Origin of the sequence: Haemophilus parainfluenzae, assembly GCF_900638025.1 — a bacterium.
Taxonomy (GTDB): Bacteria; Pseudomonadota; Gammaproteobacteria; order Enterobacterales; family Pasteurellaceae; genus Haemophilus_D; species Haemophilus_D parainfluenzae_J.
In genome coordinates this window covers 710,576-723,893 of record NZ_LR134481.1, presented here as the reverse complement: position 1 = coordinate 723,893, position 13,318 = coordinate 710,576, and the positions used below count along the sequence as shown (strand labels likewise).

The 13,318-nt window shown below is 37.6% G+C and carries 12 protein-coding genes; 3 read left to right on the top strand and 9 right to left on the bottom strand.

Going from position 1 to position 13,318, the window contains the following annotated elements:
• Positions 1-142 precede the first annotated feature (142 nt).
• Positions 143-1,174: an extracellular solute-binding protein gene (locus EL215_RS03655; protein WP_420026301.1), complete on the top strand. Its 1,032-nt coding sequence runs from the start codon at positions 143-145 to the stop codon at positions 1,172-1,174.
• Between the two features lie 48 nt (positions 1,175-1,222).
• On the opposite strand, the gene EL215_RS03650 is transcribed toward EL215_RS03655, so the two are convergent.
• Positions 1,223-1,699 (bottom strand): redoxin family protein, encoded by a 477-nt coding sequence (locus EL215_RS03650; protein ID WP_126470243.1) that lies wholly within the window; start codon positions 1,697-1,699, stop codon positions 1,223-1,225.
• Between the two features lie 9 nt (positions 1,700-1,708).
• Positions 1,709-2,770 carry a bifunctional peptide-methionine (S)-S-oxide reductase MsrA/peptide-methionine (R)-S-oxide reductase MsrB gene (gene msrAB, locus EL215_RS03645; RefSeq protein ID WP_049357116.1) on the bottom strand — a complete coding sequence of 354 codons (1,062 nt, stop codon included), beginning with the start codon at positions 2,768-2,770 and terminating at the stop codon, positions 1,709-1,711.
• A 112-nt stretch (positions 2,771-2,882) separates the two neighbouring features.
• On the opposite strand from msrAB, the gene EL215_RS03640 reads away from it, so the two are divergent.
• On the top strand, positions 2,883-3,743 hold the full coding sequence (locus EL215_RS03640) for a DMT family transporter (protein WP_126470241.1): 861 nt from the start codon (positions 2,883-2,885) through the stop codon (positions 3,741-3,743).
• 348 nt (positions 3,744-4,091) lie between these two features.
• Here EL215_RS03640 and pckA read toward each other — a convergent pair whose 3' ends face one another.
• On the bottom strand, positions 4,092-5,708 hold the full coding sequence (pckA, locus tag EL215_RS03635) for a phosphoenolpyruvate carboxykinase (ATP) (protein ID WP_049357113.1): 1,617 nt from the start codon (positions 5,706-5,708) through the stop codon (positions 4,092-4,094).
• A gap of 214 nt (positions 5,709-5,922) precedes the next feature.
• On the opposite strand from pckA, the gene EL215_RS03630 reads away from it, so the two are divergent.
• On the top strand, positions 5,923-6,789 hold the full coding sequence (locus tag EL215_RS03630; protein ID WP_420026299.1) for an alpha/beta hydrolase: 867 nt from the start codon (positions 5,923-5,925) through the stop codon (positions 6,787-6,789).
• Positions 6,790-6,822: 33 nt separating this feature from the next.
• Here the strand turns inward: EL215_RS03630 and hslO are convergent, their stop codons facing one another.
• From hslO to EL215_RS03600, 6 genes are all read right to left on the bottom strand, one after another.
• Complete coding sequence (gene hslO / locus EL215_RS03625; protein ID WP_126470239.1) at positions 6,823-7,689, bottom strand: Hsp33 family molecular chaperone HslO; 867 nt, start codon at positions 7,687-7,689, stop codon at positions 6,823-6,825.
• 198 nt (positions 7,690-7,887) lie between these two features.
• A complete protein-coding gene (locus EL215_RS03620) occupies positions 7,888-8,970 on the bottom strand; it encodes a porin (protein ID WP_126470237.1) in 1,083 nt (360 codons plus the stop codon).
• A gap of 152 nt (positions 8,971-9,122) precedes the next feature.
• Positions 9,123-10,076, bottom strand: coding sequence for a lipopolysaccharide heptosyltransferase RfaC (rfaC, locus tag EL215_RS03615; RefSeq protein ID WP_126470235.1), 954 nt, complete (start codon positions 10,074-10,076; stop codon positions 9,123-9,125).
• The gene (locus EL215_RS03610) at positions 10,073-10,978 is read right to left on the bottom strand and encodes a DMT family transporter (protein ID WP_126470233.1); all 906 of its coding nucleotides are present in this window, start codon (positions 10,976-10,978) and stop codon (positions 10,073-10,075) included. Before EL215_RS03610 ends, rfaC begins: the two co-directional genes overlap by 4 nt.
• The gene (gene waaF, locus EL215_RS03605; protein ID WP_126470231.1) at positions 10,975-12,015 is read right to left on the bottom strand and encodes a lipopolysaccharide heptosyltransferase II; all 1,041 of its coding nucleotides are present in this window, start codon (positions 12,013-12,015) and stop codon (positions 10,975-10,977) included. The genes EL215_RS03610 and waaF overlap by 4 nt, the downstream gene beginning before the upstream one ends.
• 75 nt (positions 12,016-12,090) lie before the next feature.
• Entirely contained in the window at positions 12,091-13,254 is a 1,164-nt protein-coding gene (locus EL215_RS03600) for a XylR family transcriptional regulator (protein WP_012054498.1), read from the bottom strand.
• Positions 13,255-13,318 lie beyond the last annotated feature (64 nt).

Genomic DNA, 13,318 nt, shown 5'->3' with positions numbered 1-13,318 from the left:
CTTACCCTGATAGAAAAATATGTCAAACCTTTTGCAAAAAAGGTGCTATACTCAGAAAGTTTATATAAGTAAACAATTACTTAAGGTTTATTTTGATTGTCCTGAGGAGGTCAATAAATTGAAAAAAAATGCTGTTCAATACATCAAATCACTTTGCCTTTCTGCCGTTGCATTCGCTGCAACCTCTGCAGCACTTGCTGCTGAAAAATTGTATGTTTACAACTGGACTGACTATGTCCCATCCAATTTGGTTGCAGAATTTACCAAAGAAACGGGCATCGAAGTGATTTATTCTACGTTTGAAAGTAATGAAGAAATGTATGCTAAATTGAAGCTGACCTCTAGTACAGGCAGCGGTTACGATTTAGTTTTCCCATCAAGCTATTACGTCAATAAAATGGCGAAAGAAAATATGTTACAAGAGCTTGATCACAGCAAATTAAGTAATTTTAAACAAATTCCGGCAAACTTATTAAATAAGGAATTTGACCCAAATAACAAATATTCTCTGCCTTATGTTTATGGCTTAACCGGTATCGGCGTGAATGCGGATGATATTGATCCAAGCAAAATCACAAGCTGGGCGGATTTATGGAACCCAGAATATAAAGGCAAAGTATTATTAACCAGTGATGCGCGTGAAGTGTTCCATATCGCATTAGTCTTAGACGGAAAATCACCAAATACTACAAATGAAGAAGAGATCAAAGCGGCTTATGAGCGCTTAGTGAAATTGTTACCAAATGTGGTAACCTTTAACTCTGATTCGCCAGAAGTGCCGTATGTACAAGGTGAAGCGTCTATCGGGATGTTATGGAACGGTTCAGCTTATTTAGCACACAAAGAAAACCCAAGCCTCCAATTTGTGTATCCAAAAGAAGGTGCCGTTTTCTGGATGGATAACTATGCGATTCCAAAAGGTGCGAACAATGCTGAAGGAGCTTATAAATTTATCGACTTCTTACTTCGTCCTGAAAATGCGAAATTAGTGGTGGAAAAAATGGGCTTCTCTATGCCAAATGAAGGCGTAAAAGCATTGCTTTCACCTGAAATAGCCAATAACCCAACCTTATTCCCATCGGCTGAAAATGTTGAAAAAGGTATTATGCAAGGAGATGTCGGTGAGGCTGTTGATATTTATGAAAAATACTGGAATAAATTGAAAACCAATTGATAATGTCTCAATGAAAGTGCGGTCCAAAATGATCTGACCGCACTTTTTTTATTCCTTCACAAATTGTTTAATTTGATCTGAATTCAAATGACCTGGTTGTGCTTTAATAAGGTTTAAATCCTTATCCAATAGTAAATTAAACGGATAGCCTAATACATTAGCACGTTTAATAATTTCTCCATTTTCATCCAATAATACGGTAATATTTTTGTAGTCCAGACCTTTATACCAATTGATAAATTTTGGGCTATTTTGTTCGTTCTTTTGTCCAGGTGAGGCAATCGTAATCACATTAAAATCAAGATTCTTTTCAGCACTGAGATCGTCAATTTCAGCTAAACCCGCTAAGCAAATTGGACACCAAGATGCCCACATTTTGATATAAAGCGGTTTTCCTTGATATTGCGATAAGGAGACGGTTTGAGTATCCAACGTTTTCAAGGGAACATCAGCCAAAGCCACCTTTTCTTGAGCAAAACTCAATGGACTCAAAAACAATAAAAGTGCGGTCAATACTTTTTTCATTTTTTCCTCTTATTTCACAAAAGGGATCAAATCGCCATAACCTTGTTTTTCCATTTCATCTAATGGAATAAACTTAATCGACGCACTATTGATGCAATAACGTAAACCACCTTTATCACGCGGACCATCGTCAAACACATGGCCTAAATGGGCATGACCACTGCGGCTTAACACCTCTATGCGAGTCATATTAAAGCTATTATCTCTTTGATACTCCGCCACTTCAGCGGCAATCGGTTTGGTAAAACTTGGCCAGCCACAACCAGATTCAAACTTATCTTTGGAAGAAAATAACGGTTCTCCCGTGGTGATATCCACATAAATACCAGGCGCGAAATTATCCCAATATTCGTTACTAAAAGAACGTTCAGTATGTTTGCCTTGTGTCACATCATATTGAAGAGCGGTCAATTTTTGCTTTAATTCTGCATCACTTGGTTTTGGGTATTTTTTATCATCAATTAATGGGTCATCCGCTTTTTTGATGTCGATATGACAATAGCCATTTGGATTTTTCTTGAGGTAATCCTGATGATACTCTTCCGCCTCCACATAATTTTTCAGCGGTTCTACTTCAATTTGAATCGGTTCTTGATATTTGCTTTGTAAGGTTTTTAATGCTGCCTCAATAACAGCTTTATCTTGTTCGTTTTGATAATAAATGCCGGTGCGATACTGTCTGCCACGATCATTGCCTTGCTTATTGATACTGGTTGGGTCGATAACACGGAAATAATATTGCAGCAATTTATCTAGCGAAATTTTGTTTGGATCATAAGTCACTTTCACGGTTTCAGCATGATCTGTCGCATGTAATAATTGATAGTTCGTGGTATCGCCTTTTCCATTGGCATAGCCAGAAACGGCATCAGTCACGCCTTGAATGCGTTCCATATAAGCTTCTAATCCCCAGAAGCAGCCACCTGCAAGATAAATAATTTGTTGTTCTTGTTTGCTTTCCATTGTCATTTTTTGCTCCTTTGATGATTCTGTGTGATCAGCATACGTTAAACTACTTTGCAAACCGCCAAAAAGTGCGGTCAATATGAGAAATGTTTTTGTATATTTCATTTTCTTTCCTTATTATAGAAAAATCTTCAGCTTACATTTCATTAGACGAAGACAAGCCCATTTTCTTACAAAATAAGGCAATTTTTTACCGCACTTTGTGCAAGGAACCCTTATGCCAAACATACATCTCCGCAATAATTATCAAAAAGCTGTTGTTTGTATGATGTTAGCTTACATCAGCATTGCCTTAATGGGCGTCTTTGTAAAATACGCCTCAGATGAATTACCGTCCAGTGAAATTTTATTTTCCCGCTTCTTTATTGGTTTTGTTTTTCTCTTGCCCTTTTTGATTAAAGATGGAGATTTCAAAGTCGATATGTCGCAATGGAAATTTCTCATTTTGCGCAACCTCGCCGGCATTGCCAGTATGTTGCTAACCTTCTACGCGATTAAATATTTACCGATTTCCATTGCGATTTTATTGATGAATACGTCCGCACTTTTTGTGCCTTTACTACTGTTTTTCTTTAAAGTCAGAACGCCATTAAAAGTATTAGCTTGCAGTTTTATGGGTTTTATTGGTGTATCCATCATTATGCTGACCAACGGTTCAATGAATATCAACCCTATCCATGTAGGCTATGCGTTAGGTGCTGCAGTATTGGCTGCGATGGCGTTTATCAGTTTACAAGAGCTCAATAAACACAACTCACCTAAAAATATCGTGTTTTATTTCCACTTGCTAGGCTCGATTTTATTACCACTCTTTTTCATCGCACAGTGGAAAATACCAACACTACATGGATTCACATTACTGCTTTTGGTAGGCGGATTCGGTCTTATTTTCCAATTATTACTCACTCGCGCCTTTAAATACGCCCCTGCAAATGTCATTACGCCTTTTGCTTTTACTGGCGTGATTTTCTCCAGCATCTGTGACTGGCTCTTCTGGGATAACGTACCAAGCCTAAATTTCTGGATAGGTTCATTAGTCATCATTATTGCCGTAAGTGTTCTCCATAGATTAAGCTAACATTCAAATACAATAGATGTAAAAACTAAGTGTACCGTGCATTTATTCCCTGGTGTTGAATAAAGATCTGTCGATATAAGCTTACTGTAGTATATTTTTTAACACTGTAGTGGGAATATTGCCCGTATCATAAATATATTTCTGAGAGAAATAATAGTAACTCACGAAATGAGATTTTCCTTGCCTTCAAATAGAGACTCCAGAATTTCTATCTTTTAGAAGAACATTTGGGAATACTACAATTTACTATCCTATGAAAAAAATTTCTAATATAAAGAAAACCGCACTTTGATTTATCAACCAAAGTGCGGTTATTTTTATCGATATTTTAACTAGATACTAATCTAATTAAGCTTTTGGACCTGCTTCGATAAGCGCTTTACCTTCTGCGTTAGTCGCATATTTTTCGAAGTTTTTCACAAAACGTCCTGCAAGGTCTTTCGCTTTCGCTTCCCATTGTGCTTTATCCGCATAAGTATCACGTGGGTCTAAGATCGCAGAATCTACGCCAGGTAATGCTTTTGGAATCGCTAAATCAAAGATTGGCAACTCATCCATTTCCGCTTTTTCAATAGAACCATCTAAGATAGCATCGATAATACCACGAGTATCTTTGATTGAAATACGTTTACCCGTACCGTTCCAACCTGTATTAACTAAATATGCTTCTGCACCGGCAGCTTGCATACGTTTAACTAACACTTGAGCATATTGTGTTGGGTGTAAAGTTAAGAACGCTGCACCAAAACATGCTGAGAAGGTTGGCGTTGGTTCGGTAATACCTCGCTCTGTACCAGCTAATTTAGCGGTGAAACCCGATAAGAAGTAGTATTTTGTTTGCTCTGGTGTCAATTTAGACACTGGCGGTAATACACCGAATGCATCCGCAGTTAAGAAAATGACTTTCGTTGCGTGACCAGCACGAGATACTGGTTTAACAATATTATCAATATGATAAATTGGGTAAGACACACGAGTATTTTCAGTTTTAGAACCATCATCGAAATCAACTGAACCGTCAGCACGAACAACGACGTTTTCTAATAACGCATCACGACGGATTGCACGGTAGATATCCGGTTCATTTTCTTCAGAAAGATGGATAGTTTTCGCATAACAACCGCCTTCAAAGTTAAAGATACCTACATCATCCCAACCGTGTTCATCATCACCGATTAATTGACGTTTCGGATCGGTAGACAGCGTAGTTTTACCTGTACCTGATAAACCGAAGAATACTGCTACATCACCGTCTTTACCTACGTTAGCAGAACAATGCATTGCACCTACACCTTTAAGTGGTAGGAAGTAGTTCATCATTGAGAACATACCTTTCTTCATTTCGCCACCGTACCAAGTACCACCGATTAATTGAACACGCTCCGTTAAGTTAAATGCAACAAAGTTTTCAGAGTTCAAACCCTGTTCTTTCCAGTTAGGATTGGTGCATTTAGAGCCGTTCATAACCACGAAATCTGGTTTAAAGGTTTTTAATTGTTCTTCTGTTGGGCGAATGAACATATTTCTAACAAAGTGCGCTTGCCATGCTACTTCAGTGACAATACGCACAGCAATACGATCTTGCTCACTTGCACCACAGAAACCATCAACCACGAATAAACGTTTACCAGAAAGTTGTTTAGTCACAAGACCTTTCAAGCTTGACCAAGTTTCTTGAGTCATTGGTTTGTTATCGTTTTTCGCCACATCAGAAGTCCACCACACAGTATCTTTTGTGGTATCATCTAAAACGATGTATTTGTCTTTCGGTGAACGACCAGTAAAGATCCCTGTATCTACTGCCACTGCGCCTGTTGTGGTAAGCGTACCTTTTTCAAAGCCTTCTAAACCTGGTTTCGTTTCTTCTTCAAAAAGTTGTTCATAACTTGGGTTATAAACCACTTCTTTGATATCATGAATACCAACAGCTTCAAGTTCTTTAATTACGTTTTTAACATCAGTCATAATTCACCTCTTAATTAAAGTTTAAAAATTTTTCCTGTAATTATTTTAGGGTAATTGCCAGAAAAAAAATGTTAACTAGATCAAATTTTTGAACATTTATTGGAAATTTATACCTCTTTTTAGGGTGTTTTTGTTGTAAATATAAAGTGAAGTTGATTTTATCTTTAGTTTTTAGATATAGTGATAACCATTCTCAACTTAAAATTAAATAACAATGCTCTCATTTCTGCGTTTACTCTTTTTATTTTGTCTGCTAATTTTTACGCAAAGCACGCAAGCAGAACCCGACTTTAAGATTCCTCCTATTCAAGAAAACATGAAAAAAATGTATCAAATTCAACAAAAAGATTTTACCTTTGAAGACAAACATTACCGTTTGTTTATTGCGGTACCGCCAAAAACATCGCAAAAACTGACCGCACTTTACACCTTAGATGGCAATGCTCAATTTCCAATGGCGGTGAATGCTGTCAATCCCAATAAACCCCTCCCGCTTATTGTTGGTATCGGTTATGTCTCTGACAAAGCCTACGTCATTGAAGAACGCACTAGAGACTACACTTTTCCTGCAGAAGGTGCTGAATTTACCAAAGGAGGAAAAGCTGCCGATTTTTTACGTTTTATTCAACAAGACATAAAGCCTTATATTGAACAGCATTTCGATATCAATAAAGAAAAACAATATTTCTTTGGTCATTCTTTTGGTGGATTATTTGGATTGTACGTGCTCTGCCATCAACCAGATTTATTTCAACATTACACATTGGCAAGCCCTTCTCTTTGGTGGGGAAACGGCTCATTTTTACCTCAAAATGAGCAATGGATTAGCCAAAAACCATCACATATTCTGATTACATTAGGCTATTATGAAGAGCATCCTGAAGAAGATCCGAATATGACTGAAGAACAATTACAGCGTATTAATCAACGGAAACAAATGCGAACAATCAATGCACATCAACTAGCAAAAATATTGGAAAAACAAGGCAATTCCGTAGCGTTTATTTCTATTCCCAATAAAAATCATGGTGGCTCGATTCCAGACGCTATCAAACATTGTTTGGAACAAGTTCAACCATAAAAAAATCCCCGTCATCATGAACGGGGATTTTTCTTATTGGGCTTGTTTAAGTTTATCAATGGCTTCTTTATTGAAGAAATAATGTGTGCCACAACATTCACACTGCATATCAATGCTGCCTTTATGCTCTTCTAAAATTTCATCAATTTCAGCTTCTGGAATCAGCAATAATGCTGCTCCTGAACGCTCAGGTGAGCAACCACAGAAGAAAGAAACAGCTTGCGGTTCAAAAACTTCTACCACTTCTTCATGATATAAACGATATAGTAATTCTTCGGCGGGTAATCCAAATAACTCCTCATCTTTTACGGTTGCTGCCAATGTGGTTAAATGCTCGAAATCCTCTGGCATACCTTGGCCATCTGGCATAATTTGTAACAACATCCCTGCCGCCACGGGTTTGCCTTCATATTCACCCGTGCGAATAATAAGCTGGGTTTGTAATTGCTCTGAACGGACAAAATAGTCTTCTAAACATTCCGTAATGGTTGGTTTATCTAAACCGATAACGCCTTGATAACGTTCACCTTCAGTTGGAGCAATCGTAATTACTAATACGCCTTTACCGATCATATCATGAAGGCTCATACCATCTTGAATATCACCTTGCACACGGGCTAATGCACGGATCTGTTGTTGATCATTGCCATTAACTAAGGCTAATTTTAATGGGCCGTCACCTTGAATTTGAACCGTAATATTGCCATTAAATTTTAATGTTGCAGTTAACAAATTCGTCGCCACCATCATCTCACCCAATAAGCTTTGTACCGCTTTTGGATAATGATGGGTATTCAAGGTATCAGTGAAAGTTTGGTTTAATCGCACCCATTCACCACGCACAGCACGGTTTTGGAAAAGGTAGCGGTAAAGTTTGTCATTGTCTTGAATGTAATTCATTATTTGTTCCTATTTATTCTTTTGAGTAAAAGTGCGGTCAATTTTGCTCATAAATCGTGAATGTTCAAAAAAAGATGTCGCTTTGTTACCACACTTTGAGTCTGTGCAGTATTATGGGGATGAAAATCAAAATTACAAGCCAAAAGAAAAGCGGATAGCTTTCACTATCCGCTCGTTTTATTCAATTGAATTGATGAATTACCAATATGCACGTAAACCAATAACCGTTTTGAAATCACGACTACGATCTACCGTATTGTTTTCGAATTTATTACGAATTGCTTGCCATTCAATGAATGGTTTCACTTTCAAAGAGCCTTGGTTATACACATAATATTCAGTACCCACCATAAATTGGTGAGATCTGTCCTTATTACGACTATGTTTATGCGTTTTATATGCATACATTTCATACACGTTCCAATTTTCGTTTAAACTGTGACGAATAACTGTGCGTACTTCGTTTTTAATACGTTTATATCCTTGGTTATTCATAGTTTGGCGCTCTAAATCTAAGCCATAGGTAGTGTGAACAAAATGATATGCTAAACCTAATCCATAGGCATTACGGTAGAATGAAGAATTATCAGTATTTTTAGCCATTTCACGAGTGAAGCCCGCTGCTACAGTTATATTTTGGATATCATCAATTTTATGGTTAAAGATAAGTCCTGTACCCCAAGCATTCTTACGTTTATTCACTAAATCAAGGTTTTTCATATTACGTTTGCTTGAATCACCATAGTATGCACCGAATTTCACTTTATTTGAACCGTAGTTACCATGATAAACATACTGGGTGACACGACGTGCAGAAGTATCTAATAAACCATCAGATAGGCTATAAGTATTTGGCAAATCTGTTTGTCTTACATCATCAGTAATGGTTGTCATATTACCGTAAGTTAACTCACCGAATTTTTTATGTCCAAAACCAGCGTAAAGTTGATGGGTATAAACATGATCAAAGTCATGCTGTGAAGGAGCCTCACCACGCATACGCCATTCAGCACGACCTAGCACATAGAAATCGTTGTCTAATAAGCTTTGTTTTAATTTAAAACCGAAACGAGAACCGTTATTATCAACTGCGTGGTTGATGTGTTCTTTAGTTACATTACCATTTACATAGTTAGTTTTGTTAGAGGTGCTTTCCCATTTAACACGTAAAGAACCATAAAAGTCCACATCAGTTCCCGTTTGGTCAATATGGAAGTTATATGCTTGCGCAGAACCTGTTGCTAATGCTGCGACAGATAAAGCAAGAAGAGCTTTTTTCATAACGATTTCCTTATGATTTAATAAAGTTAATAAAAAATTGAACTTTTCCCAGTTTATACACCACAACTCCAGAGGTCAACCTTAAATTTAGACAACTATCTGAAAATAAACAATATTTTAACTAAATTTAATCCAGATAAATACATATTCAATTATTTAATTAATAAATTAAGGGTAGAAAATACTTGGTCTGAAGTAATATTTTCCATTGAGTTTGAGGTTAAATAATGTTGATTTTTACCATAACAGCCAATTAAGGTCGGATCAGTTGCGCCATAAAGCGTAATATTCGCTTTATCCAATGCAGCAGTTAAATGAGCAAGCCCTGTATCCACGGATACCACCGCTTTCGCATTAGCAATTTGGTCAGCTAATTCATTTAATGAAAGTCTAGGTAAAACGACCACATGAGATAAACCTGTGGCTAATCGCTCTGCTCTTGCCTTTTCTTTTTCATTTCCCCAAGGTAAACGCACTTGAACTGAAAGTGCGGTCAGTTTTTTAATTAAATTTCGCCATTCATGTTCTGGCCAATGCTTTTCATCTCTAGTCGTAGAATGAAAAAAGATCACATAAGGTTTGATAGAATCTGCAGAAATAAAATGACGCACAATGTCATAATCCCCTTTCTCTTTCGGTAATGGATAAGATAAGGCTTGTGCAAAAAGCTGACGAATACGTTCTACGGCATGTTGTTGATAAGAAATCGCATATTTTTTATCGTAGAAAAATGAAGCAATCGGCTCACGGATACTTTTCCGATCATAGCCATGTTTAATGCCATTAGCTAAGCGTGTCGCAAAAAAGGTACTTTTAAACAGCCCTTGCGCATCAATCACAGCATCATATTGATTTTCTTGCAATAAAGTGCGGTAAGATTTCCACTCGTTTTTGGTCTGAGCCGAAAAAGGCGATTTTCGCCAACGTCTTAAGGCAATTGGAATGATTTGATTCACTGCAGAATGCCAACATGGAATTTCGGCAAAATTCTCTTCCACCACCCAATCGATAGAGAGATTAGGAATAGCACGCTGCGCATCAGTCAATGCCGGCAAAGTATGGATTACATCGCCCATGGAAGAAGTTTTGATTACGCATACTTTCATTTAATTAACCTTCTTCCCCAGTGCATAATACCGAGACCTGATACGGCTAAAATACCACCAACAATTAAGGAGGAATCCACTTGTTCATTCAACCAAACGGCTGAAAATAAAATGCCTAAAATCGGCACAAGAATAATGTAAGCTGAGGCATTGCCTGCACCTAAGTGTTTCACACCATCAAAATACCATGCATAGGCGAGTACAGTCGCACCAAAAGCAAGGCCTAGTAAACTGAACCATTGTGCTCCGTTTAATTGCAGTACTATTGCCCAATCTGTGATATTTTCCGTACATAGCGCCGCTAAAGTCAGCATAACAAAGCCCAGAGTTGAAGAAATAGTGGTAGCAGTTAACGAATCTATTTTCGTGAGCACTTTACGGGCTAATAACGTATAGGCAACCCAACAAACTAAAGCACCCAGCAACAACATTTGCCCAAATCCAAAATGTTGTAAAAAATCTGTTGGGTGACCTTTTGTCATCGCTAACAAAGAACCGCTAATCGCAATAATCATGCCTAATACAACCCAGCGATTCCATTTTTCTTTAAACAATAAAATCGCAAAAAACATCGTAAATACTGGATTAGATGCCACCACCACAGTTCCTTGACCGGCAGGTACATATTTCAACCCCCAAATAAAGAAAGTCGAATAACCAAAAATTCCAAGCAATGCGGTTAAAAATAATCCCACCCATTGATTAGGTCGGAGTTGTTTAGCATATTTGAAACGATTTGCCACATATAGCCAAACAATGAGTGGAATAATGGCGAAAAAAAATCGCAAACTTGAAGCAATAAACGTCGGCATGGCTTGGGCAACCACTCGTCCCCAAGGCCAAGAGGCGCCCCATAAAATCACCATTCCAATTAATTGTAAGTGTATGCGGAGAGGGTTCATTTTGCTAATAATGCCTCTAATTTTTCTAATGCTATGTCCGGCGTAATATCAATCAAGCTTTGATGATAACCGCCCTCTTTATCGCCTTTACGGACTTTAATCAATCCACCTTCAATTAAACGAATAATCACGGCTTTATCAGATAATGGTGGTGTATAAGTTGGGCTCGTTGGACCATAAAGCGCAACCAACGGACGGTCTGTCGCAGCGGCAATATGCATTAAGCCACTGTCATTGCTCACTACTGCTGTACAGTGAGCAATTAAATCCACAGCCTGATTCAGATTAGTTTGTCCCGCTAAATTTAAACAAAATGGTTGTTGTTCAACAGGCAATGCATTGCGGATTTGTTCTCCTGCTTCCACATCTTTTGGTGAACCAAACAATTCCACTGCATAGCCTTTTTCAATGAGCATTTCGGCCAATTTCGCATAATGGTAGTGAGGCCAACGTTTAGCTGGACCAAATTCAGCTCCAGGACAAAAACCAATAATCGGACGTTCGCCTAAAAGTGCGGTCTGTTTTTCAAAGTTTTTTAAGGTTTCTGCTTGTTGAGTGGGATCAACGGTTAAATAAGGTTTTAGAACAGGAATATCAGCCGCTTTCGGTACCGCATTTTGCTCAAAGGCCAACGCAACATAACGTTGCACCATCATAGGGCAATCCCGTTTATGATTGCGTAAATCGTTAAGCAAGAAATAACGGCTTTCTCCTTTCCAGCCACGACGCACTGCTATTTTTGCAAAAGCAGGAATAAAAGCTGACTTCAAGGAGTTTGGTAACACAATCGCCATATCATATTGATTGCGTAATGCCTTACCTAAACGATAACGTTCACACAAGGCAAATTTGCCGTGCCCGAGCGGCATTTCAATAGCATTGCGTACTTCCGGCATGCGTGCCAACAACGGCTTACACCAATTCGGTGCCATCACATCAATTTGGCAAGTTGGATATTGCAGTTTGAGTTGTTGATACAAACTATGCGACATCATCATATCGCCAACCCAAGAGGGGCCAATAATTAGAATATTCATTTTCTGTCTTTCAGATAAAAGTGCGGTCAAAAATACTTGTTATTATGGCACAGAGTTGAATAAAAATATGCTCCTTTAACAATTTAGTCGAAACTCTTTAGGAGTCATTTCAAATTCTTTCTTAAACACAGAATAAAAATATTGAATTGATGGATAGCCGCAAATCTCAGCAATTTCTTGAATAGAAATATCTGTTTGTTGTAATAAATTCTTTGCTCGGGAAATTTTTTCTTCGTGAATGACTTGGTGAATTGTTTTATTCATTTCATTCTTAAAACGTTGTTCAAGATTAGAACGTGAGGTTTCAAGATGATCTAAAACTTGTTCTACTTTAATTCGATGACAGGCACGATGACGAATATAATGCATTGCTTGAATGACAAGCGGATCTGTTAATGATCGATAATCTGTAGAATTTCGAGAGTGAACGGTAATCGGTGGAATTAAAATAGGGGTATGTGAAACTTTTTGACCATTGAGTAATTTGTGTAATAATTTCGCAGCTTGATAACCAATCTCTCTCGTGCCTTGTTCTACGGAGGAAAGGGACACACGCGATAAATATTGGATCAATTCTTCATTATCAATACCAACCACACAAAGCTCTTCAGGTACAGCAATTTTACTGTACTCACAAGCCTGCAATAAATGACGAGCACGCGCATCCGTAACAGCAATAATACCAGTATGAGAAGGAAGAGATTTTAACCAGACAATTAGCTTTTGTTGCTCTTCCAACCAATTTTGAGCATGAACCTGCACACCCTCATATAGGTAAATAGGGTAATGATTTTTCTCCATCAACTCTACAAAAGCATCTCTTCGTTCTATAGACCAATGCTTATGAGTATTTACTTGCAAACCATAAAATGCAAACTGTGACAGTCCTTTCTCCTGTAAATGAGATAAAGCCATTTCAACCAATGCCATATTATCTGTTGCTACATAAGGAAAGTGCGGATAAAAATCAGCTTGTTTATAAGATCCACCAACTGCTATAGTAGGAATAAGAGTGTGTTGCAATAATTCAACAGTTTTTGGATCATCAAAGTCTGCAATAATGCCATCAATAGAAAGTTGATTAATGGTATCAGTATGATAGATAAATTCATCTTCTACAAAAATATCCCACATACATTGCGATGCCTGAATATATTGTCCAATACCCTCCACTACCTGCCGATCATATACTTTGTTTGCATTAAATAAGAGGGCAATTTTGTAGTATTGTTCCGTCATTTTATATCCTTATCTATGGGAAATTGCTATTTAAGTTATAATAGAAAAGATATTTAGCTTCAAG